The organism is Streptomyces cellostaticus (assembly GCF_001513965.1).
GTDB lineage: Bacteria > Actinomycetota > Actinomycetes > Streptomycetales > Streptomycetaceae > Streptomyces > Streptomyces cellostaticus.
This window is the reverse complement of sequence record NZ_KQ948027.1, coordinates 194,737-216,429: the sequence shown is the minus strand read 5'-3', so window position 1 is coordinate 216,429 and position 21,693 is coordinate 194,737. Positions and strand designations below refer to the sequence as shown.

General features: G+C 69.9%; 20 protein-coding genes. 9 read left to right on the top strand and 11 right to left on the bottom strand.

Features of this window, described 5'->3' with window-relative positions:
• Positions 1-32: 32 nt before the first annotated feature.
• The 4 genes from AQI88_RS24640 (at position 33) to AQI88_RS24625 (ending at position 3,956) form a co-directional block, all read left to right on the top strand.
• A complete protein-coding gene (locus tag AQI88_RS24640) occupies positions 33-1,400 on the top strand; it encodes an extracellular solute-binding protein (RefSeq protein ID WP_067003124.1) in 1,368 nt (455 codons plus the stop codon).
• Positions 1,397-2,269 carry a carbohydrate ABC transporter permease gene (locus tag AQI88_RS24635; RefSeq protein WP_208615887.1) on the top strand — a complete coding sequence of 291 codons (873 nt, stop codon included), beginning with the start codon at positions 1,397-1,399 and terminating at the stop codon, positions 2,267-2,269. Before AQI88_RS24640 ends, AQI88_RS24635 begins: the two co-directional genes overlap by 4 nt.
• 8 nt (positions 2,270-2,277) lie before the next feature.
• Positions 2,278-3,105 carry a carbohydrate ABC transporter permease gene (locus AQI88_RS24630; protein WP_067003122.1) on the top strand — a complete coding sequence of 276 codons (828 nt, stop codon included), beginning with the start codon at positions 2,278-2,280 and terminating at the stop codon, positions 3,103-3,105.
• A gap of 137 nt (positions 3,106-3,242) precedes the next feature.
• Entirely contained in the window at positions 3,243-3,956 is a 714-nt protein-coding gene (locus AQI88_RS24625) for a helix-turn-helix domain-containing protein (protein ID WP_067003120.1), read from the top strand.
• Here AQI88_RS24625 and AQI88_RS24620 read toward each other — a convergent pair.
• Positions 3,953-4,978, bottom strand: a complete 1,026-nt coding sequence (locus AQI88_RS24620) for an ATP-dependent 6-phosphofructokinase (protein WP_067003118.1) — start codon at positions 4,976-4,978, stop codon at positions 3,953-3,955. The genes AQI88_RS24625 and AQI88_RS24620 overlap by 4 nt on opposite strands.
• A gap of 210 nt (positions 4,979-5,188) precedes the next feature.
• On the opposite strand from AQI88_RS24620, the gene pta reads away from it, so the two are divergent.
• The 3 genes from pta (at position 5,189) to pyk (ending at position 10,042) form a co-directional block, all read left to right on the top strand.
• Positions 5,189-7,279, top strand: coding sequence for a phosphate acetyltransferase (gene pta / locus AQI88_RS24615; protein ID WP_067003115.1), 2,091 nt, complete (start codon positions 5,189-5,191; stop codon positions 7,277-7,279).
• Complete coding sequence (locus tag AQI88_RS24610) at positions 7,276-8,481, top strand: acetate kinase (RefSeq protein ID WP_067003113.1); 1,206 nt, start codon at positions 7,276-7,278, stop codon at positions 8,479-8,481. The genes pta and AQI88_RS24610 overlap by 4 nt, the downstream gene beginning before the upstream one ends.
• Positions 8,482-8,611: 130 nt before the next feature.
• Positions 8,612-10,042 carry a pyruvate kinase gene (gene pyk / locus AQI88_RS24605; RefSeq protein WP_067003111.1) on the top strand — a complete coding sequence of 477 codons (1,431 nt, stop codon included), beginning with the start codon at positions 8,612-8,614 and terminating at the stop codon, positions 10,040-10,042.
• A 98-nt stretch (positions 10,043-10,140) separates the two neighbouring features.
• On the opposite strand, the gene AQI88_RS24600 is transcribed toward pyk, so the two are convergent.
• The 4 genes from AQI88_RS24600 to AQI88_RS24585 all read right to left on the bottom strand — a co-directional run bounded on the left by AQI88_RS24600 (position 10,141) and on the right by AQI88_RS24585 (position 14,395).
• Entirely contained in the window at positions 10,141-11,484 is a 1,344-nt protein-coding gene (locus tag AQI88_RS24600; RefSeq protein WP_208615886.1) for a hypothetical protein, read from the bottom strand.
• Complete coding sequence (locus AQI88_RS24595; RefSeq protein ID WP_067003108.1) at positions 11,474-12,031, bottom strand: DUF6114 domain-containing protein; 558 nt, start codon at positions 12,029-12,031, stop codon at positions 11,474-11,476. The genes AQI88_RS24600 and AQI88_RS24595 overlap by 11 nt, the downstream gene beginning before the upstream one ends.
• 117 nt (positions 12,032-12,148) lie before the next feature.
• Positions 12,149-12,802 (bottom strand): DUF6230 family protein, encoded by a 654-nt coding sequence (locus AQI88_RS24590; protein WP_067003106.1) that lies wholly within the window; start codon positions 12,800-12,802, stop codon positions 12,149-12,151.
• A gap of 621 nt (positions 12,803-13,423) precedes the next feature.
• Complete coding sequence (locus tag AQI88_RS24585) at positions 13,424-14,395, bottom strand: tetratricopeptide repeat protein (protein ID WP_067003104.1); 972 nt, start codon at positions 14,393-14,395, stop codon at positions 13,424-13,426.
• A 207-nt stretch (positions 14,396-14,602) separates the two neighbouring features.
• On the opposite strand from AQI88_RS24585, the gene AQI88_RS24580 reads away from it, so the two are divergent.
• Complete coding sequence (locus AQI88_RS24580; protein ID WP_067003102.1) at positions 14,603-15,217, top strand: TetR/AcrR family transcriptional regulator; 615 nt, start codon at positions 14,603-14,605, stop codon at positions 15,215-15,217.
• Between the two features lie 121 nt (positions 15,218-15,338).
• On the opposite strand, the gene icmA is transcribed toward AQI88_RS24580, so the two are convergent.
• The 4 genes from icmA to AQI88_RS24560 all read right to left on the bottom strand — a co-directional run bounded on the left by icmA (position 15,339) and on the right by AQI88_RS24560 (position 19,259).
• Positions 15,339-17,039, bottom strand: a complete 1,701-nt coding sequence (icmA, locus tag AQI88_RS24575) for a coenzyme B12-dependent isobutyryl-CoA mutase large subunit (protein WP_067003100.1) — start codon at positions 17,037-17,039, stop codon at positions 15,339-15,341.
• A 75-nt stretch (positions 17,040-17,114) separates the two neighbouring features.
• Entirely contained in the window at positions 17,115-17,453 is a 339-nt protein-coding gene (locus AQI88_RS24570; protein ID WP_067003210.1) for a DUF3817 domain-containing protein, read from the bottom strand.
• Between the two features lie 43 nt (positions 17,454-17,496).
• On the bottom strand, positions 17,497-18,006 hold the full coding sequence (locus AQI88_RS24565; protein WP_067003098.1) for a MarR family winged helix-turn-helix transcriptional regulator: 510 nt from the start codon (positions 18,004-18,006) through the stop codon (positions 17,497-17,499).
• Positions 18,007-18,017: 11 nt separating this feature from the next.
• Positions 18,018-19,259, bottom strand: a complete 1,242-nt coding sequence (locus tag AQI88_RS24560; protein WP_067003095.1) for an MFS transporter — start codon at positions 19,257-19,259, stop codon at positions 18,018-18,020.
• A 104-nt stretch (positions 19,260-19,363) separates the two neighbouring features.
• Between AQI88_RS24560 and AQI88_RS24555 the strand changes: the two genes are divergently transcribed.
• Positions 19,364-20,344, top strand: coding sequence for an ArsR/SmtB family transcription factor (locus tag AQI88_RS24555; RefSeq protein ID WP_067003208.1), 981 nt, complete (start codon positions 19,364-19,366; stop codon positions 20,342-20,344).
• A gap of 19 nt (positions 20,345-20,363) precedes the next feature.
• On the opposite strand, the gene AQI88_RS24550 is transcribed toward AQI88_RS24555, so the two are convergent.
• Both AQI88_RS24550 and AQI88_RS24545 read right to left on the bottom strand, forming a co-directional pair.
• Entirely contained in the window at positions 20,364-21,011 is a 648-nt protein-coding gene (locus AQI88_RS24550) for a TetR/AcrR family transcriptional regulator (protein WP_067003093.1), read from the bottom strand.
• Positions 21,008-21,664 (bottom strand): DUF4166 domain-containing protein, encoded by a 657-nt coding sequence (locus tag AQI88_RS24545; protein WP_208615890.1) that lies wholly within the window; start codon positions 21,662-21,664, stop codon positions 21,008-21,010. Before AQI88_RS24545 ends, AQI88_RS24550 begins: the two co-directional genes overlap by 4 nt.
• Positions 21,665-21,693: the final 29 nt, after the last annotated feature.

The following is a 21,693-nucleotide window of genomic DNA, read 5'->3' as shown; positions in this document are numbered from 1 at the left end:
CACGCCACAACGAAGTGCGCCCGCAGGAGGTCATGCCCGTGCGCCCCACCGCCGCCACGCTCGTCGCCCTCACTCTCGCCGCAACGACCCTCACCGCCTGCGGCAACGGCTCCGGCAGCAGTCCGAACACCCTCAAGGTCTCCTACAAGGAGTCGACCGACAACTCCGTCAAGGTGATGGACAGCTACCTCGCCGGCATCAAGAAGCAGTTCGAGAAGAAGTACCCCGGCAAGAAGGTGGAGCTCGTCCCCATCAAGGCCCCGGACTCGGAGTACTACACCAAGCTCCAGCAGATGCTCCGCTCTCCCAGGACCGCCCCGGACCTGGTCTACGAGGACACCTTCCTGATCAACTCGGACATCACGAGCGGGTACTTGAAGCCCCTCGACCCGTATCTCGCCAAGTGGCCGGACTGGCAGCAGTTCATCGACACCGCCAAGAACGCCGCGAAGGGCGAGGACGGGAAGACGTACGGCGTCCCGGACGGCACCGACACCCGGGGCCTGTGGTTCGACAGGCGCGTCTTCGAGAAGGCCGGTCTGCCCGCCGACTGGCAGCCCAGGACCTGGGACGACATCCTCGCCGCCGCCCGGACCATCAAGCAGAAGGTCCCCGGCGTCACCCCCCTGAACGTCTACACCGGCAAACCCGTCGGCGAGGGCGCCACCATGCAGGGCTTCGAGATGCTGCTGTACGGCACGAACGACGGGAGGACGGACCCGCTCTACGACGCCGCCACCAAGAAGTGGGTCAGCGGGAGCCAGGCCTTCAAGGACTCCCTCTCCTTCGTGGAGACCGTCTACCGGGAGAAGCTCGGCCCGGACGTCTCCGACGCCCTCGACCCCAACTTCAGCACCGCCATCCGCGGCGAACTGCTCCCGAAGGGCAAGCTCGGCATCGACCTCGACGGCTCCTGGCTGCCGCAGGACTGGCTGTCGGGCAGCGGGCACGAGTGGAAGGACTGGTCCAAGCAGCTCGGGCTGGCCTACATGCCCACCCAGCACGGCCAGGCCCCGGGCAAGGTCAGCATGTCCGGCGGCTGGACCTGGTCCGTCCCGGCCAAGGCGGCCCACCCCGACCTCGCCTTCGACTTCATCAGGACCATGCAGACGAAGGACAACGCCCGGAAGTGGTATATCGCCAACTCCGGGATCGCCGTACGGAAGGACGTGGCGGCAGACCCCGCCTATGCCACCGCCCAGCCCGGCATCAAGTTCTTCACCGATCTGGTCGCCAGTACGCACTACCGGCCCGCCTACCCCGCGTACCCGAAGGTGTCGACCGCCATCCAGGAGGCCATGGAGGGCGTGACCACCGGTGACCAGTCCGCCGAGAAGGCGGCGAGCGGCTACGACGCCACGCTCAAGGACGTCACCGACAACCATGTGATCCAGAAGTGAGGCTCCCTCGGCTCCATCGGCGGATCACCAGGGCCCTTCCTCTCACCCCCGCCCTGGTCCTCCTGCTCCTCTTCCTCGCCGGCCCCATCGCCTACTGTGTCTACATCGCCTTCACCGACCTCCAGCTCACCGGCCAGGCGCACTCCTCCTTCGTCGGCTTCGACAATTTCCGCAGGGCCTTCCGGGACGACGCGTTCCTGAACGCCGTCTGGCTGACCCTGGTGTTCACCGTGCTGTCCTCGCTCGTCGGGCAGAACACCCTGGGGCTGGCCCTCGCGGCGCTGATGAAGCGGGCCTCCAAGCCCGTGCGTACCGTCACCGGCGGAGTCGTCATCACCGCCTGGGTGCTGCCCGAAGTCGTCGCCGGCTTTCTGCTCTACGCCTTCTTCCGGCGCGAGGGGACGCTGAACGCCATCCTGGAGCGACTCCATCTGCCCGCCCAGAACTGGCTGTTCACCCTCCCCGTCCTCGCCGTCTCCTTCGCCAACGTCTGGCGGGGTACGGCGTTCTCGATGCTCGTCTACTCCGCCGCGCTGGACGAGATACCGAGCGAGATCACGGAGGCCGCCGAGGTGGACGGGGCGGGCGGGTGGCGGCGGATGTGGCACATCACCCTGCCGATGATCCGCCGGTCCATCGGCACCAACCTCATGCTCAACACCCTGCAGACGCTCTCCGTGTTCGGGCTGATCTGGGTGATGACCAGGGGCGGGCCCGGCGACAAGAGCCAGACCCTGCCGCTGTTCATGTATGAACAGGCCTTCCAGAACAGCATGATCGGGTACGGCACCGCCGTCGCCCTGCTCCTGCTGCTCGTCGGCTCCCTGTTCTCCGTCGTCTATCTGCGTCTGCTGCGGACGGAGGTGTAGGAGCAGCCATGCCCCGAGAACGTGCCTCGCGTCGCCTCGCCGCCGATGCCGGGCTGATCGCCGTGGCCCTCGCCTTCGCGCTGCCCCTCGCGTGGGTGCTGCTGTCCTCCGTGGACGCGCACCCCGACCTGAAGGTCAAGGTGCCCGACGGGTTCACCTTCGGCAACTTCGACGCGGTCCTCACCCCGGACATCGTCTACACCCCGCTGCTCAACAGCCTGATCCTGTGCGGGGGAGCCACCGCGCTGACCGTCGTCTGTGCGGCCCTCGCCGCCTATCCCCTGTCCCGGTTCCGGTCCCGGCTCAACCGGCCGTTCCTGCTGACGATCCTGTTCGCGACGAGTCTGCCGATCACCGCGATCATGGTGCCGGTGTACGCGCTGTTCGTGCGGGTGAACCTGATCGACACCCTGCAGGGGACGTTCTTCTTCTTCGCCGCGTCCCAACTGCCCTTCGCCATCTGGCTGATGAAGAACTTCATGGACGGGGTGCCGAAGGAGCTGGAGGAGGCGGCCTGGACGGACGGGGCATCCTCCTTCCAGTCCCTCGTCCGGATCGTGCTGCCGCTGATGGGGCCGGGCCTCGCCGTCGTCACCGTGTTCTCGTTCGTGATGATGTGGGGGAACTTCTTCGTCCCCTTCATGCTCCTGCTCACGCCGGACCAGATGCCGGCCTCGGTCAGCATCAACGAGTTCTTCGGCAACCGGGGCATGGTGGCGTACGGGCAGCTCGCCGCGTTCTCCGTGATCTACTCGACGCCGGTGATCCTTTTGTATGTGCTCGTGGCGCGGCGGCTGGGGGGTGGGTTCGCGCTGGGTGGCGCGGTCAAGGGATGACGGACGGGGGTGATCTGTCCGTTACCTACCGAACGGCCGGAACGTACCGAACGGCCGGAACCGTACGTTCCTACAATTAGTGATCCTGTCAGAACGGCCCGTAGTCATCCCCCCGGCGCACCCCTAGCTTGTGCGGAGTGCGCCAACCCTCAGCCCAGCCGAACCCCTCGGCTCCCCCGTTCAACGCCCCGGCCGCCCGCAGGCTCCGCGCCGCGCTCGGCATGGGGCCCGAGCACGTCGCCTACGGGCTGCGTGCCTCGTACGGGATGCCGTATGTCACCCCCGATCTCGTGACCGCCTGGGAGCGCGGTACCGCCGCGCCCAGCAACCCCGAGCTCACCGCGCTCGCGGGTGTGCTGTGGTGTTCGCCGGGCGAGCTCATCGGCCGGCCGAGGACCCTGCGCGAGCACCGGATCGCCCGTGCGCTCGCGCCCGAGGACGTCGCCCGTGCCCTCGGGATCGATCTGCGCAGCTATCTGCGCATGGAGGAGAGCGGCGACTGGCGCGGCAACGACCGGCAGGCGGCCTCGCTCGCGGAGATCCTGGATCTGCGGCTGCCCGACTTCGTCGCCGTCACCGGCCGCGAGGAGCGGCTCGCCGAGCTGCTGCGCAGCGCCGTCACCACCCGCTGGCAGGCCTATGTGCGGCCGGTCGCGAAGATCGCGCCGGTGGAGCGGGAGCGGCTGGAGCAGGTGCTCCAGGAGCTGCACCAGGACTACCAGGGGCAGATGGTGGCCAGCCTCAGTTGGGGCGGGAACAGCGCGGCCAGCGCCGCCGGTGACGCCGGCCGCGACTTCCTCGACCAGATCGTCGAGTACTTCTGGGAGAGGCTGGAGGAGGACAGGCCCTAGAAGACCGACTCCGCCTCGTCCATCCGGTCCTTCGGGACCGTCTTCAGCTCGGTGACCGCTTCCGCGAGCGGCACCATCTGGACGTCGGTGCCGCGCAGCGCGGTCATCTTGCCGAAGTCGCCGCGGTGCGCGGCCTCGACGGCGTGCCAGCCGAAGCGGGTGGCGAGGACGCGGTCGTAGGCGGTCGGGACGCCGCCGCGCTGGACGTGGCCGAGGATGACCGGCTTGGCCTCCTTGCCGAGGCGCCGCTCCAGCTCGTAGGCGAGCGCGGTGCCGATGCCCTGGAAGCGCTCGTGGCCGTACTGGTCGATCGCGCCCTTGCCGTAGTCCATGGTGCCCTCGGCGGGGTGGGCGCCCTCGGCGACGCAGACGACCGCGAACTTCTTGCCCCGGGAGAACCGCTCCTCGACCATCTTGACCAGGTCGGCGGGGTCGAAGGGGCGCTCGGGCAGGCAGATGCCGTGGGCGCCGGCGGCCATGCCGGACTCCAGGGCGATCCAGCCGGCGTGCCGGCCCATGACCTCGACGACCATCACGCGCTGGTGGGACTCGGCCGTGGTCTTCAGGCGGTCCATCGCCTCGGTGGCGACGCCGACCGCGGTGTCGAAACCGAAGGTGCGGTCCGTGGAGGAGATGTCGTTGTCGATGGTCTTGGGGACGCCGACGACCGGCAGACCCGCGTCGGAGAGCATGCGGGCAGCCGTCAGGGTGCCCTCGCCGCCGATCGGGATCAGCGCGTCGATGCCGAACTCCTCGACCATGTCGGCGGCGCCTTCACAGGCCTCGCGCAGCCGGTCGCGCTCCAGGCGGGAGGAGCCGAGGATGGTGCCGCCGCGGGCGAGGATGCCGCTGACCGCGTCCAGGTCGAGGGAGCGGTAGTGGCGGTCGAGCAGACCCCGGTAGCCGTCCTCGAAACCGATGACCTCGTCGCCGTACTGCGCCACCGCCCGGTGCACGACCGACCGGATCACGGCGTTCAGGCCGGGGCAGTCGCCGCCTGCGGTGAGAACTCCGATGCGCATCGTGCTGTGTCTCCTGCTCGCTGTCGGTGCCGGTGAGCCAGTGCGATTGTTTCACGTCCGCCGGGGCGGTGAAGTCCTGACGGGCGCCTTATCCGGCACCAGGGGTATTGTCAAGAGGGTTCTGCTCACCTTGGTGGGCGATTTTTATGCCGCAGACGAGACATCGCAGTCGAGACATCGATGACGAGACACAGGGAACGGAGTGCACACGTGACGCGCAGCGTGTACGTGACCGGGATCGACCGCGGCGACGGCCGTCAGGTCGTCGAGCTGGGAGTCATGGAGCTCCTGACCCGGCAGGTCGACCGGGTGGGCGTGTTCCGTCCGCTCGTGCACCACGCGCCCGATCGGCTGTTCGAGCTGTTGCGGGCCCGGTACCGCCTCTCCCAGGATCCGGCGACCGTCTACGGCATGGACTACCACGAGGCGTCCGCGCTCCAGGCCGAGCAGGGCACGGACGAGCTGGTCTCCACGCTGGTCGACCGGTTCCACCTGGTGGCCCGGGACTACGACGTCGTCCTCGTCCTCGGCACGGACTTCGCCGACACCCAGCTGCCCGACGAGCTGTCCCTGAACGCGCGCCTCGCCAACGAGTTCGGCGCCTCCGTGATCCCGGTGGTGGGCGGCCGTAAGCAGACGGCCGAGTCCGTGCTGGCCGAGACGCGCAACGCCTACCGGGCGTACGACGGGCTGGGCTGCGACGTGCTGGCCATGGTCGCCAACCGGGTGGCCCGCGAGGACCGCGACGAGATCGCCGAGCGGCTCGGCAACCGCCTGCCGGTGCCCACGTACGTGCTGCCCGACGAGCCGGCGCTGTCCGCGCCGACGGTCGCCCAGATCGCCCAGACCCTCGACGCCAAGGTGCTGCTCGGCGACGACTCCGGGCTCGCCCGGGACGCGCTGGGCTTCGTCTTCGGCGGTGCGATGCTGCCGAACTTCCTGGGCGCCCTGACCCCGGGCTGCCTGGTCGTGACCCCGGGCGACCGCGCCGACCTGGTCGTCGGCTCGCTGGCCGCGCACAGTGCCGGCACCCCGCCGATAGCCGGCGTGCTGCTGACCCTGAACGAGGTGCCGCGCGAGGAGATCCTCACGCTGGCCGCCCGGCTCGCACCGGGCACCCCGGTGATCTCGGTGTCCGGCACCAGCTTCCCCACCGCCGAGCAGCTCTTCGCCCTGGAGGGGAAGATGACGGCGGCCACCCCGCGCAAGGCGGAGACCGCGCTCGGTCTGTTCGAGCGGTACACCGACACCGCCGACCTGGCCCGCCGGGTCTCGGCACCGAGCAGTGACCGGGTCACCCCGATGATGTTCGAGCACAAGCTCCTCGAGCAGGCCCGCTCGGACCGGCGAAGGGTCGTTCTCCCGGAGGGCACCGAGGAGCGGGTGCTGCACGCGGCCGAGGTGCTGCTGCGCCGCGGGGTGTGCGACCTGACCCTGCTCGGCCCGGTCGACCAGATCCGCAAGAAGGCCGCCGACCTGGGCATCGACCTCGGCGACAGCCAGCTGATCGACCCGGCCACCAGCGAGCTGCGGGACGCCTTCGCCGAGCAGTACGCCCGGCTGCGCGCCCACAAGGGCGTGACGGTGGAGCTGGCCTACGACGTCGTCTCCGACGTGAACTACTTCGGCACGCTGATGGTCCAGGAGGGTCTGGCCGACGGCATGGTGTCGGGCTCGGTGCACTCGACCGCGGCCACCATCCGGCCCGCCTTCGAGATCATCAAGACGAAGCCGGACTCCTCGATCGTCTCCTCCGTCTTCTTCATGTGCCTGGCCGACAAGGTGCTGGTCTACGGCGACTGCGCGGTCAACCCGGACCCGAACGCCCAGCAGCTGGCGGACATCGCCATCCAGTCGGCGGGCACGGCGGCGCAGTTCGGCGTGGAGCCGCGGATCGCGATGCTGTCCTACTCCACCGGTACGTCGGGCTCGGGCGCCGACGTCGACAAGGTGCGCGAGGCCACCGAGCTGGCGCGCTCGCGCCGGCCGGACCTGAAGATCGAGGGGCCGATCCAGTACGACGCCGCCGTCGAGCCGTCCATCGCCGCGACCAAGCTGCCGGACTCCGATGTCGCCGGGCAGGCCAGCGTGCTGATCTTCCCCGACCTCAACACCGGCAACAACACCTACAAGGCCGTGCAGCGCTCGGCCGGCGCGATCGCCGTCGGGCCGGTCCTGCAGGGGTTGCGCAAGCCGGTCAACGACCTGTCCCGGGGCGCACTCGTCCAGGACATCGTCTCCACCGTCGCCATCACGGCGATCCAGGCCCAGAACCCGAGCGAGAAGGCGTCCGAGCAGTGACCTCCCCCACCCGTGTCCTCGTCCTCAACTCCGGCTCCTCGTCGGTGAAGTACCAGCTGCTGGACATGCGGGACAGCAGCCGGCTGGCCGTGGGTCTGGTCGAGCGCATCGGCGAGCAGACCTCCCGGCTCAAGCACACCTGCGTCGGCACGGGCGACACCCGTGAGCACACCGGTCCGATCGCCGACCACGACGCGGCCCTCAAGGCGGTCGCCGAGGAGCTGGCCCGCGACGGCCTCGGCCTGGACTCGCCGGCACTGGCCGCGATCGGGCACCGGGTGGTGCACGGCGGCATGTTCTTCACCGAGCCCACCGTCATCGACGACGAGGTGCTCGCCGAGATCGAGCGGCTGATCCCGGTCGCGCCGCTGCACAACCCGGCCAACCTCACCGGCATCCGCACCGCGCAGGCGCTGCGCCCCGATCTGCCGCAGGTCGCGGTCTTCGACACGGCGTTCCACACGACCATGCCGGAGTCCGCGGCGCGCTACGCGATCGACCCGAAGATCGCGGACCGGCACCGCATCCGCCGCTACGGTTTCCACGGCACCTCGCACGCGTACGTCTCCCGCGAGACCGCGCGGCTGCTGGGCAAGGACCCCTCGGAGGTGAACGTGATCGTGCTGCACCTCGGCAACGGCGCCTCGGCGTCGGCGGTCGAGGGCGGCCGGTGCGTGGACACCTCCATGGGACTGACGCCGTTGGAGGGACTGGTGATGGGAACACGGTCCGGCGACCTGGATCCCGCCGTCATCTTCCATTTGGCGCGTGTTGGCGGAATGTCCATGGACGAGATCGACACTCTTCTCAACAAGAGGAGCGGTCTGTTCGGCCTGTGCGGGGACAATGACATGCGGGAGATCCGCCGCCGGATCGACGAGGGCGACGAAGAGGCCGAGCTCGCCTTCGGCATTTACATTCACCGGCTCAAGAAGTACATCGGCGCCTATTACGCGGTGCTCGGCCGGGTGGACGCGGTCGCGTTCACGGCCGGGGTCGGCGAGAACGCGGCGCCGGTGCGCCAGGCGGCGATCGCGGGCCTGGAGGGGCTGGGCCTGGCGGTCGACGGCGAGCTGAACGCCGTACGCGGCGAGAAGCCGCGGCTGATCTCGCCCGCGTCCGCGCGGGTGGCGGTCGCCGTGGTGCCGACCGATGAGGAACTGGAGATCGCCACACAGACGTACGCGCTGGTCGGGCAGTAACAATATGCGGCTCCGCCACGTGGCAGCTGAAGCAATACACGGCAGTAACACGCTTGAGCGCATGTCCGCCCATTTGTATCTTCCGCCAGACGGAATATTCCGCAGCGAAACAAACCGATAGGATCGCCCCATGCGCCGTTCGAAAATCGTCTGTACTCTCGGCCCCGCGGTCGACTCCCACGAGATGCTCGTCGCCATGCTCGACGCGGGCATGAATGTGGCCCGGTTCAACTTCAGCCACGGCACCCACGCCGAGCACCAGGCGCGGTACGACCGCGTCCGGGCCGCCGCCAAGGAGACCGGCCGGGCCATCGGTGTCCTCGCCGACCTGCAGGGCCCGAAGATCCGTCTGGAGACCTTCGCCGAGGGTCCCGTCGAGCTGGAGCGCGGTGACGAGTTCGTCATCACGACCGAGGACGTACCGGGCGACAAGCAGATCTGCGGTACGACGTACAAGGGGCTGCCGGGCGATGTCTCGCGCGGCGACCAGATCCTGATCAACGACGGCAACGTCGAGCTGAAGGTCCTGGACGTCGAGGGCCCGCGGGTGAAGACGATCGTCATCGAGGGCGGTGTCGTCTCCGACCACAAGGGCATCAACCTGCCCGGCGCGGCCGTGAACGTGCCCGCGCTGTCCGAGAAGGACATCGAGGACCTGCGCTTCGCCCTCCGCATGGGCTGCGACATGGTCGCGCTGTCCTTCGTCCGGGACGCCAAGGACGTGCAGGACGTCCACCGCGTGATGGACGAGGAGGGCCGCCGGGTCCCGGTGATCGCCAAGGTGGAGAAGCCGCAGGCGGTCGAGAACATGGAGGAAGTCGTCGCGGCGTTCGACGCCGTCATGGTGGCCCGCGGTGACCTCGCCGTCGAGTACCCGCTGGAGAAGGTCCCCATGGTGCAGAAGCGCCTGGTGGAGATGTGCCGGCGCAACGCCAAGCCGGTGATCGTGGCGACCCAGATGATGGAGTCGATGATCACCAACTCCCGCCCGACCCGCGCCGAGGCCTCCGACGTGGCCAACGCGATCCTGGACGGCGCCGACGCGGTCATGCTGTCGGCCGAGTCGAGCGTGGGCGCCTACCCGGTCGAGACGGTCAAGACGATGTCGAAGATCGTCACCGCGGCCGAGCAGGAGCTGCTCTCCAAGGGCCTGCAGCCGCTCGTGCCGGGCAAGAAGCCGCGCACGCAGGGTGGTTCGGTGGCCCGCGCGGCCTGCGAGATCGCCGACTTCCTCGGCGGCCGGGGCCTGATCGCCTTCACCCAGTCCGGTGACACCGCGCGCCGCCTGTCCCGCTACCGCGCGACCCAGCCGATCATCGCCTTCACCACGGACGAGGGCACCCGCAACCAGCTCACCCTCAGCTGGGGTGTGGAGTCGCACATCGTGCCGTTCGTGAACACCACCGACGAGATGGTCGACCTGGTGGACCAGGAGATCGCCAAGCTGGGCCGCTTCGAGGCGGGCGACACCGTCATCATCACCGCCGGCTCGCCCCCCGGGGTCCCCGGCACCACCAACATGCTCCGCGTCCACCACCTGGGTGGCGGCGACGGCAACTGACCGGCCCCACAAGGCCTTTGTACGGCGCTGAGGGCGCCCCCTGGAACCAGGGGGCGCCCTCAGTCTGTTGCGGCTCCCGAACGGGCTTGTGCGGCCGCTCAGTCGGTGGTGTACACGTGCATGCCGGGCACGTGCAGCGATCCGCCGAACTGGGCTGCCTGGACCACCTTCACGTGGGTGAAGTAGATCAGCGGGATGTTGAGCGGGGGCGGGCTGTCCGGGCTGAACGTCACCGGGATCAGGCCGAACAGGTTGCCCGAGATGCTCTGGGTGTACATCACGGTGTCGCCGTCGCGGATCGTGGACGTCGAGCCCTTGGACGCCTGCACGTGGTAGACCTTGCCGGACTGCTTGTCGTTGACCGTCTGGTGCAGGTCACCTATGTCGGTCCCGCCGGAGATGACGTACTTCAGCACCTTCTTCTTGGTGCCGTCGGCCGTCTTCACCTCGACGATGCCCTGGTAATCGGCGCCCTTCAGGGTCAGCGAGCTGGCGTTCAGGTACCAGGGGTCGTCCGCCACCGGCACCTTGTTGTCGACACCGCTCTCGTCGTCCGTGGCGGCCGGACAGTCGGCCGCGGACGTCGTGGAGCTCGCGGAGGGGCTGGGCGTGGCCGACCCGGCCGTGTCCTTGACCGTCTTGGTGGTGTCCTCGGCGGTCTTGGAAACCGTGTCGGTGGTGTCCTTCACGGTGTCCGTGGCCTTCTCGGCGGCCTTGGTGACGGTGTCCTTGACGGTGTCGGAGGATCCGGCCTTGCCGGTGGATCCGTCCTTGCCGGAGGAGGACGACGTACCCGACGAGGACGACGGGGACGCGGACGGCGTCGGACTCGCGGACGTGCCGGAGTCCTTGCTGCCGCCGGTGAGGATGTCACCGATCGTGGTCCCGATGGTGTCCAGCAGGCCGCCACCGCTGCTCTGGGTCGCCGACGGGGTCGGCGTGGCCGTGTCTCCGCTGCCGGAGTCCGACGAACCCGAGCCGGAGCCCGAGCCGGAGGACGGCGTCGGCTTGGGCGTGGCCTTGTCGCCGGAACCTGAATCCGGCGAAGAGGTCTTGCCCGAATCCGTCGTGGTGTCCTTGGCGTCCTTGCCGTCGGCCGAGGCCGTGGGGGTCGGCGTGGGCGTGCCGGTGGACTCGCTCGCGGACGGCGAGGGCGAGGCCGAGGCGTCCTTGGAGCCGTCCAGCGTCTTGACGCAGTCCTTGTACTCCGCGGCCTTCTGGCTGTTGGACGTCGACGTGCCACCGTTGTCGGCGAGGGCGAGGCTCGATGTGAAGCCCATGCCCATGAGGACCGCCGTGGGCATCGCCACGGAGGCTATCGCCTTGCCGGCCGGCATGTGGAACCTGGTGAACAGCGGCTTCTTGGGTGCCGCGTGGCGTGGCCCGGTTCTGATACGGGACCCGTCCACGTCGGTCCCGCAGGCCACCTCGTCAGCCGGCACTGTGCCTCCCGTTCGCCTCGTTGGCCGGGCTCGTTCCTGACAGGTCGTACGACTTGCTCACCCCGTCCGCGGCCTGCGGCGGCAGCGGTGCGGCTTCGGGGGCGGCGCCCTCACCCGGGCCGGGCCCGGCCGGCGGCTCCGGCTGCGGCGGCGCGCCCGGCACCCACGCCACGGCCATCGCTCCGCCGACGAGGGCGAGCAGGAAGCCCATGATGAAGCCGCCGAAGTTGGACACGGGGAGGGACACCAGCGCCAGCAGGATCGCGGCGACTCCCGCGAACGTGCGTACGTGCTTCTGGAACCAGAGGCTGATGCCCAGCACGATGAGCAGCACGCCGATGATCAGGGATCCCGCTCCCGCTGTGGTCGCCATCGCCAGGGTCAGGTGACCCACCTGGAGGTGGAAGTACGGGAAGTAGATGATCGGAAGGCCGCTGAGCAGGACGTACAGACCGGCCCAGAACGGACGGTCGCCCCGCCAGGCGCGGAACTGCTGCCTCCGGCGGGTGAACTGGCCGGATGCGGCGGCAGGGGTCTCGGCGCTCATCGAAAACAGCTCCCTGGTGCGGCGTTGCTGTGGTGGTGATGTGTGCCGCGCGTGAAGACGCGGCCGAAGTGGGGACGGGCGGGGGCGCCACCGGCTCCCCCGCCCGTCAGCGAGTGACTAGTAGCACTCGATTCCTGCGCCGCTGCCCTTGTGCAGCGACATGTGCAGACCGCTGAGCTTGAAGGTTCCGGCGGTGGTCGCCCACGCCGTCTGCTTCACATTGCTCAGGTCCGCCGAGTCCGCCTGCTGGGCGAAGCCGAACGGGTTGGCCTGCTCACCGTTGCCCTTCATGCCCGGACCCTTGCTGGCGTCCTTGGCGGCCACACCGATGTCGATGTTGTGGAAGGTGGCGTCGGCCTGCAGGTCCTCGACGTCGATGTACAGGTTGTCGGCGTGGACCTGCTTGTCCTGGTCGGAGCTGTCACCCGCCTCCAGCCGCAGCGTGACATCCCCGAGGATCGGGATGTCCGGGGTGACGACCGACTGGCACATCTTCTGGATCCGGGCCGACTTGAAGGCCGAGACCGCGACAGGGTGAAGCGCCTTGCCGCCGGACATGGTGTAGCCCTGGTCGATCGCCCCGTACTGCGAGAAGCCCTCGCCGTGGAGCGTCTGCGCCGTCACCTTGAACGACTGACCCGAAACACTGAACGAAGCGGCGAGAGCGCCCTGTGCGAGGGCCACACCTATACACGCCGTGGCGGCAACGCTGGGCACCATGACCACAGCGAACCGCTTCCATCTGGTCCCGCCACGCACCTGGGACTCCATATTTCCTCCTTCTCGGACGTACATCTCCTGGCCCGGACTCGCCCCAGTCGGCGGCTCAGCCAGGCAGGGATGGGAGAAGTGCTACGTCCTCGGGAAGGAGAGCGCCTGCACTCGGAGGCACGAACCGCGCCCGAATCACCGGCGATCACCCCCGAGCGACAACCACTGGTCGCGCCTGACACGCATCACGCACAACCTTCTGGACAGGCTTCGCCGTACGGCGAAGACCCCCCTGCCCTAGAGCCGGCGCCACTGCCGCCGGCTCTGCTCGGTGGGGACCCTGAGTCTCCCGTGACCCGACCGGTTGCCGGGGTGCGGGAATGGACCGAGCGTCGCCGATCGTGGTGCATTCTCGCGCCGGACACAAGGGGGTTCGTTACTCGCTAGTAACGGCCGGATAACCGAACAACGACCCAGCGGTCTCGGTGCAGCACACTCGGTGGCGTCCAGGGGCAGAGCAAAGCCGTTGATCCCTGGACGAAACCAGACAGATCAACGGCTCTGATTTACTCCGAGTAACAGCGACCGCGATTACCAAGATTTGGTAAAGCGCAGTCGCCCTGACGTCTCGTCGGCAAATCTTTCACCCCGGCAACACAAGCCGTGGCGTTTAGCGACTGGTCAGAACAACGCCCGCGCCAGCGCCCGGCGCGCCCCAACCACCCGCGGATCCTCGGGGCCCACGACCTCGAACAGCTCCAGCAGCCGGCGCCGCACCGTGTCCCGGTCGTCACCCGCCGTGCGCTGCACGGTCTCGATGAGCCGCCCGAAGGCGTCCTCGACATGACCGCCCACCAGGTCGAGGTCGGCGGCGGCGATCTGCGCGTCGACGTCGGCCGGCTTCTCGGCCGCCTCCTTGCGCACCTGCTGCGGGTCCGCGCCCTGCACCCGCTGGAGCAACTCCGCCTGCGCGAGACCCAGCTTGGCCTCCGTGTTGGCCGGGTCGTCACTCAGCACGTTCTGGTACGCCTGGACGGCACCGCCCAGGTCTCCCGCGTCCAGCGCCTGGACGGCGGCCTCCAGCAGGGCGTCGTACGGTCCGGCCGGCACCGCCTCCTGCACGTCGCCGCCCGGCTGCGCGTCCGGGTCGACGGTCAGGCCGGTCAGACCGAAACGCTCCTCGGCGACCTGCACCAGCTGGTCCAGGGTCTGCCGGATCTGCTGTTCGCCGGCGGCCCCCTGGAAGAGCGGCAGCGCCTGCCCGGCGACAACGGCGAAGACAGCCGGGATCCCCTGCACCCCGAACTGCTGCATCAACATCTGGTTGGCGTCGACGTCGATCTTGGCGAGCAGGAAGCGCCCGTTGTACTCGACGGCCAGCCGCTCCAGGACCGGGCTCAGCTGCTTGCAGGGCTGACACCACTCGGCCCAGAAGTCGATGACGACGGGCACTTCGGCGGAGCGCTGCAGGACATCGCGCTCGAATCCCGCCTCATCGACGTCGATGACGAGATCGGCCGGGGAGACGGCCCCCGCCCCGCCCTGCCGGGCGGTTTCGGCGCGCGTCTGCTCGGCCTTGGCCTTGGCGTCCTGGGCCGCCTTCACCGCGGCGAGGTCGACGACGCCGCTCATGGACATGTTCCGTGGCTGCATGCGTCTATCCTCCCCCGATCCCGCGCATGAAGGAAAAAGCGTGGATGGCGCCGGGTCCCCACCCCACGCCGGTGGTCGTCGCTCGCGTACGTCCCTCGCGAGCTTTCGCTACGACCCGTAGCGTAATGCCATGCGGGGTCCCCGCGACACCACACCCCGGTGATCTCCCTCACGACGCCACAGGAACGGCCGGTTTATGGTCATGGGATGCAGAGCCGCACCCCCGCCAGCCGTACCGGACGCCCGCGCAGCGCGGCCGCGGACGCCGCGATCCTGGCGGCCACGCGCCAGGCGCTGGTGGAGCTGGGCTGGTCCAGGCTCACGCTGGGAGACGTGGCGACACGGGCGGGGGTTGCAAAGACGACGCTCTACCGCCGCTGGGCCGGCAAGCACGAGCTGGTGGTGGACGCGGTCGCCGAACTCTTCGACGAGCTGGAACTGCCCGACCGCGGCAGCCTGGCCGCCGACATCGAGGGTGTGGTCCTGCAGTTCGCGGCGATCCTGGACCGCCCGGAGGCCCGCAGCGGCCTGATGGCCGTGGTCGCGGAGTCGACCCGGGACGACGCGCTGCGCGAGCGCATCCGCGCGTCGATCGTGGAGCGCCAGATGCGCCTGGTCCTGTTGGGCCGCGCACGGGCCCAGCGCCGCGGCGAACTCCCGCCGGAACCCGACCCCGCGGAGTCCGCCCGCACGGGGGACCTGATCTTCGACATGGTCGCGGGAGCGGTGGTCCACCGCACCCTGGTGAGCGGCAAGCCGGCGGACGAGGAGTGGGTACGGAGCTTCACCAGGGTGCTGCTGACGGGCCTGACATCGCCGTAGAGCCCACCGAGTCGGGATGGGGGTCCCCCCGCGCGAGCGCAGCCGAGCGTGGGGGAGGGGGGGCACAGGCCGGGGGTCCAGGGGGCGGAGCTCCTGGGAGGTCCGCCCCTGCCAACGGCGCCTAGAACCCCGCAGGCTCCGTGTACACCCCCCACTCGTCCCGCAGCACTCCACAGATCTCGCCCAGCGTCGCCTCGGCCCGCACAGCCTCCAGCATCGGCTCGATCATGTTGGAGCCGTCCCGCGCAGCGGCCAGCATCCTGTCCAGCGCGGAGCGCACCGCAGCCTCGTCACGCGCCGCCTTCCGCTCGGCGAGCACCCGGACCTGCTCCCGCTCCACTTCATGGCTGACCCGCAGGATCTCCAGATCCCCGGTGACCGACCCGGTGTGGACGTTGACGCCCACCACCCTCTTCTCACCCTTCTCCAAAGACTGCTGGTACCGGAAGGCCGACTCCGCGATCTCCCCGGTGAACCACCCGTCCTCGATCCCGCGCAGGATCCCGGAGGTGACCGGTCCGATCGGGTGCCGCCCGTCGGGGTGCGCCCTGAGCCCCCGCTCCTTGATCTGCTCGAAGATCTTCTCCGCGTCCGCCTCGATCCGGTCCGTCAGCTGCTCGACGTACCACGAACCGCCCAGCGGATCCGCCACGCCGGCGACCCCGGTCTCCTCCATCAGCACCTGCTGCGTGCGCAGCGCGATCTCCGCCGCCTGCTCACTCGGCAGCGCGAGGGTCTCGTCCAGGGCGTTGGTGTGCAGCGAGTTGGTCCCGCCGAGCACCGCGGCCAGCGCCTCCACGGCCGTACGCACCACGTTGTTGTACGGCTGCTGCGCGGTCAGCGACACACCCGCGGTCTGCGTGTGGAACCGCAGCCACTGCGCCTTCTCGCTCTTCGCGCCGTAGACGTCCCGCATCCAGCGGGCCCAGATGCGCCGCGCCGCACGGAACTTGGCGATCTCCTCGAAGAAGTCGACGTGAGCGTCGAAGAAGAAGGACAGGCCGGGCGCGAACACGTCCACGTCCAGCCCACGTGAGAGCCCCAGCTCGACGTACCCGAACCCGTCCGCGAGCGTGTACGCCAGCTCCTGCGCGGCCGTCGATCCCGCCTCCCGGATGTGGTAGCCGGAGACGGACAACGGCTTGTAAGCAGGGATGCCGGCCGCGCAGTGCTCCATGAGGTCGCCGATGAGGCGCAGGTGCGGCTCGGGCTGGAAGAGCCACTCCTTCTGGGCGATGTACTCCTTGAAGATGTCGGTCTGGAGGGTCCCGTTGAGCACCCCCGGATCCACACCCTGCCGCTCGGCGGCGACGAGATACATGCAGAAGACGGGAACGGCGGGCCCGCTGATCGTCATCGACGTCGTGACGTCCCCGAGCGGGATGTCCTTGAACAGGACCTCCATGTCGGCGGCGGAGTCGATGGCCACCCCGCAGTGCCCGACTTCGCCGAGCGAGCGCGGATCATCCGAGTCCCGCCCCATGAGCGTCGGCATGTCGAAGGCCACGGACAGACCCCCGCCGCCCGCGGCGAGGATCATCTTGTACCGCTCGTTGGTCTGCTCGGCGTTGCCGAACCCGGCGAACTGCCGGATCGTCCAGGTACGCCCGCGGTAGCCGGTCGGATAGAGCCCGCGCGTGAAGGGGTACTCCCCGGGCCAGCCGATCCGCTCGAATCCCTCGTACGTATCCCCCGGTCGGGGCCCGTACACCGGCTCCACGGGATCACCGGAGAGCGTGGTGAAGTCTGCGTCGCGCTTGCGCGCGGCGTCGTATCGGGCCTGCCAGCGTCGGCGGCCCTCCTCGATGGCGTGAGCGTCCATGCCATCAAATTTACTTGGACGTCCTAGTAAATGTCGATGGGCAACCGCCGTACGAGTGCCGTACGGCGGTGGAACCTATGCCTTGGCGACGGCCGGGGCCCGCTCGGCGGCCCTGGCCTCCAGCTCCCGGCTGACCTTGCGCTCGACGAAGAACGCAGCCGTCGGAATCGTTCCTGCGAGCAACACCCACAACTGCTTGCCGACCGGCCACTTCGCCTTGGAGCCCAGGTCGAAGGCGAAGACCAGGTAGACGACGTACAGCCAGCCGTGCGCAATACCGACGAAAGTGGTGAACTTGTCCGCTCCGTCGAGGTGAATCCCGTACTTGGCGATCACGCCCAGGGTCAGCAGGACCAGCAGCACACCGGTGGTGTAGGCCATGACGCGGTAGCGGGTCAGCACGCTCTTCTTCATGCCGTCGAGCGTAACCACCCGTTCCGGGAGATCTTGCCCCGGGTCACTCCTCGTCGAAATCGTGTGCCGAGATCCGCAGTGGGCGCAGCATCGCGAAGATCTCCGCGCACTCCTCGGCGTCGTAGACCCCGAGGCCGAAGTCCATCGCCATCAGGTCGCGGGTGGCCGCGTCGACCACCTCGCGGCCCTTGTCGGTGATGACGGCGAGGGTGCCGCGGCCGTCGTTGGGGTTGGGGCGCTTGGCCACCAGGCCGGACTTCACCAGCCGGTCGACGGTGTTCGTCACGGACGTGGGGTGCACCATCAGCCGCTCGCCGATCTTGGACATCGGCAGCTCGCCGGCCTTGGAGAAGGTGAGCAGCACCAGCGCCTCGTAGCGCGCGAAGGTCAGGCCGTACGGCTTGACCACCGCGTCGACCTCGGCCAACAGGATCTGCTGCGCCCGCATGATCGAGGTGATCGCGGCCATCGAGGGCACGTTTCCCCAGCGCTGCTTCCAGAGCTCGTCGGCACGGGCGATGGGGTCGAAGGGAAGGCTGAGAGGCTTCGGCACGTCATCAGACCCTACCCGCCGGTCATATCCCGTTCAGCCCTGTCTCGGGTTTCGGTCGCCCGGCAGGCCAGGGCGAGCCCGCCGCAGCACAGGACGCCGAGTACACCGGCCCCCGCGACGGCCGCCCGCACCCCCATGACCTGGGCCGCGACCCCCGCCAGCGCCATCCCGACGCCCTGGATCGTCATCAGCCCCGCGCTGAGCACGGTCATGGCCCGCCCGCGCAGTTCCTCGGGTACAGCCCGGACGAACCACTGGTCCAGGCCCAGGGTGTACGCCGATCCCGCCCCGGACAGCAGCAGGAGCAGCAGGGAGAGCGCGAGGCCGGGGTGGAGCGCGTAGCCGAGGTAGGGCAGCAGGGTCAGGCAGAGCAGCGGCAGCGCGATCCGCTCCCGGGTCCCGGGGCCGAGCCGCGCCCCGGCGTACAGCTCGCCGGCCACCGTGCCGACGGGCAGTGCGCACATCAGCAGCCCCAGGCCGGTGGATCCGGCGCCGAGCGTGTCGGCGTAGGGCGCGGCCAGCGCCTCGGGGACCACGGAGAACATCGCGGGCATCCAGAAGAGGAGGAGCAGGACCCGGATGCGCCGGTCGGCGAGCAGGCGGCGGGCACCGGGGAGGGGGGCTCCCGCCTGCCCCCCGCGGGCGGGGCGGCGGCGGGTGCCGAAGCGCAGCAGCGTGGCCGAGGTGAGGAAGGTGGCGACGGTGATCAGCAGCGCGTGCCGCGGGCTGACGACCGTGAGGAGCAGACCGCCGAGGCCGTATCCGACGAGCAGCGCGCTCTGCGCGACGATCCGCAGCAGGGAGCGGCCCAGCACGAACGGCTCGCCGTCGCCGAGGACGTCCGCGAGGGTCGCCATACGCGTGCCGGAGAACACCGGCGCGACGACGGCGAGGCAGCAGCGCAACGCGAGCAGGACGCCGATGTCCGTGCCCGGGGCCACCATCAGCGCCACGCACCCCGCACACACCAGGTCGCAGGTCACCAGCACCCGCCGGGCCGGGAAGCGGTCGGCGACCGAGGCGAGCAGGGTGCCGCCGACGGCGTAGGGCAGGAAACCGAGTGCGAAGGTGAGGGCGCTCATCAGGGGCGAGCGGGTGAGGTCGTAGACGAGGACGGACAGCGCGATCTCACTGACGATCAGGCCGAGCATGGACAGAATGTGGGCGGCGAAGACGGCCCGGAACTCGGGTATGGCGAGGACGCGGCCGTATCCGGCGCGCGCGGGCGCCGTGACCTCAGACGATGCGGACATGGCGGGCAGCGTGCCCGCACCGGCGCCGGGCGGCGTAGAGTTTCGGCTCAGGCCGAATGTTCCAGGTTCGATGGACCTCCTCCGTCCCGGCCGAGGGGATCGCCGTGGTCTCACGTCTCCGCTTCGGTGAGGACGACTTCCTGCGCTGCCGGTTCGCCGTGTCGCCGCTGTGGGAGACGCAGGAGGCGGTGCGTACGCTGAAGCGGCCCGACCGGCACGGCTATCACGTGCCCTGGCTGCGCCGGATCCGTACGGCCGCGGCGGGGCTGGACCTGACGCCGCTGTGGCTGCTGATGCCCCGGCGGGGGCACTCCCCCGACTGGCTCGGCCCGCCGCCGATCGGTCCTGCGGCCACCTTCGAGGAGGAGATCGCGGCCGTACGCGGGGCCGATCCCGATGCGGCCCGGGACGACACCGCCCGCTCGCTCGCCTGCACCCCGGGCGCCCTGGAGTCGGCGTACGGCCGGGCCTGGCTCGCGGATCCGGCGCGGATGGTGCGGGAGCTGGCGGACGCGATGCAGGAGGCCTGGCAGGTGCTGGTCGAGCCGGAGTGGCCGCGGCTGCGGGCGCTGCTGGAGGCGGATGTGGCCTTCCACTCGCGGCGGCTGGCCGAGGTGGGACTCGGCACCCTGCTGCCGGAACTCGACGCGCGGCTGTCCTGGACCGGCCGCACGCTGACGCTCGCGCGACAGAGCGAGTACGCGCGCGACCTCGGTGGCCAGGGCCTGGTGCTGATGCCGAGCGTGTTCTCCTGGCCCGACGTGATCACGGGCTTCGAGCCCCCGTGGCAGCCCACGGTCGTCTACCCCGCCCGGGGCATCGCCGGGCTGTGGGCCGAGCCCGCCGAGCGGACCCCGCAGGCGCTCGTACGGCTGCTCGGTCCCAACCGCGCCGCCGTACTGGCCGCACTCGGGGAACCCGCGACCACCACCGCCCTGGCCCACCGCCTGCGGCTCGCCCCCTCGTCGGTGTCGGCGCACCTGACGGTCCTGCGGGACGCGGGCCTGCTGACCGCACGACGCTACGGACACCAGGTGCTGTACGAACGGACACCGCTGGGGATGGCATTGGCGGCAGCGCCCTGAACGGGCGCGGGGAACTGCTTCAAGCGGAGCGCCTGCGCAAGTGGTGGCGGACCGCTCGCTGGGCGACCGGGCCCAGTTCCTCCAGGGCCGCGACCAGCGCGCCGAGGTGTTCGAGGGCGTCCAGGGCCGCGTGGGCGCCGGTTTCGTCGACACCCTCGTACAGCTCGATGCCGACGAAGGAGACGGCGACGGCGCGGGCGAGTCCGGCCGGGTCGGCGAACTCGGCTAAAGGGGTCGCCGCGAGGACCCGGCGCAGCACCTGCTCGATCTCGGCGATCCACAGGTCGAGCCCGGCGGCCGTGGCCGGGCCCAGCGCGGCATGGGTCTGGGCGCCGGCCAGGAGCTGGCCGAGCAGGGCCACATGGCCGCCGGCCCGTTCCTGCTCGTGGATCTCGCGGCCGACGGCGAGGAGTTCGGAGAGGCAGCCGACGGCGGCGAGCCGGGTGCGGTACCTGGCCACGGCCTGCTCGGCGCCGTAGCGGCAGGCGGCCGCGAGCAGCTCGTCCACAGATCCGAAGTGGTAGAAGACCAGCGCCTGGTTGACCCCGGCCGCCGACGCGACCGTACGGGCCGATGTCTTGGCGATGCCCTGCTCGGTGAGCGTGCGCAGGGCGCCCTCGAGGAGTTTGTTCTTCGTCTCCAGGGACTTCGCCGTCTCCGCGCTCATGCGCGCGCCTCCTCCCGCACCGGGCGCAGTCCGGGCCGTACCCCGCAGGAGCGGATGTTCCTGTACGACGCCGTGAAGGAGCCCTCGTAGCCGAAGAGCGGCCCGACGTAGCGGTTCACCACGCTCACCCGGATGCGGAAGCGGCCGGCCGTGTCGTCGTAGGACTCGCGCACCTCGGCCGTGGCACCGATGAGTGCGGGTACGCGGACGTCCACCGGGCCCTCCCGGAAGCGGTGCTCACCGGAGCGGATCAGCAGCGAGCCGTCGGGCTCGGCGCCGAAGTGGAGCTCGCTGGCGAGGTGCTGGTGGGTGCCCAGGTAGTCGAGGATGCGGTCGCCCTTGGGGCTGAGCACCATCTGGGCGTCGAAGCGGCGGGGCCGGCCGGGCAGGTCGAAGGTGCGCACGAAGGTCACCGTCTCACGGCCGTAGGTGTCGGCGTACGGCACGTTCTCGATGACGAAGGGGATGTCGCGGCCGGCCTGTGGAACGAGGATGTTGCGGGCGGCGCCGAGGGCCAGGAACGGCTTCACGAACGCCGGGCCGTGCCAGATCCGGTGCATGACGCCCCGGCCGGTGCAGGCCTCCCCGCTCGCCAGGCCCACCGAGAACCGGCGCTGGAGCTGGGGGTGGAGGCGGTCGAAGGCGTCGCCCATCACGGTGCGGAACATCGAGGGCGTGGCGG

Bases quoted from the DNA above. Each gene is read 5' to 3' on its own strand.
- AQI88_RS24640 (WP_067003124.1), top strand. From the start codon at position 33: ATGCCCGTGCGCCCCACCGCCGCCACGCTCGTCGCCCTCACTCTCGCC.
- AQI88_RS24630 (WP_067003122.1), top strand. From the start codon at position 2,278: ATGCCCCGAGAACGTGCCTCGCGTCGCCTCGCCGCCGATGCCGGGCTG.
- AQI88_RS24620 (WP_067003118.1), bottom strand. From the start codon at position 4,978: ATGCGCATCGGAGTTCTCACCGCAGGCGGCGACTGCCCCGGCCTGAAC.
- pyk (WP_067003111.1), top strand. From the start codon at position 8,612: ATGCGCCGTTCGAAAATCGTCTGTACTCTCGGCCCCGCGGTCGACTCC.
- AQI88_RS24595 (WP_067003108.1), bottom strand. From the start codon at position 12,031: ATGAGCGCCGAGACCCCTGCCGCCGCATCCGGCCAGTTCACCCGCCGG.
- AQI88_RS24590 (WP_067003106.1), bottom strand. From the start codon at position 12,802: ATGGAGTCCCAGGTGCGTGGCGGGACCAGATGGAAGCGGTTCGCTGTG.
- AQI88_RS24585 (WP_067003104.1), bottom strand. From the start codon at position 14,395: ATGCAGCCACGGAACATGTCCATGAGCGGCGTCGTCGACCTCGCCGCG.
- AQI88_RS24580 (WP_067003102.1), top strand. From the start codon at position 14,603: ATGCAGAGCCGCACCCCCGCCAGCCGTACCGGACGCCCGCGCAGCGCG.
- icmA (WP_067003100.1), bottom strand. From the start codon at position 17,039: ATGGACGCTCACGCCATCGAGGAGGGCCGCCGACGCTGGCAGGCCCGA.
- AQI88_RS24570 (WP_067003210.1), bottom strand. From the start codon at position 17,453: ATGAAGAAGAGCGTGCTGACCCGCTACCGCGTCATGGCCTACACCACC.
- AQI88_RS24560 (WP_067003095.1), bottom strand. From the start codon at position 19,259: ATGTCCGCATCGTCTGAGGTCACGGCGCCCGCGCGCGCCGGATACGGC.
- AQI88_RS24550 (WP_067003093.1), bottom strand. From the start codon at position 21,011: ATGAGCGCGGAGACGGCGAAGTCCCTGGAGACGAAGAACAAACTCCTC.
- AQI88_RS24545 (WP_208615890.1), bottom strand. From the start codon at position 21,664: ATGGGCGACGCCTTCGACCGCCTCCACCCCCAGCTCCAGCGCCGGTTC.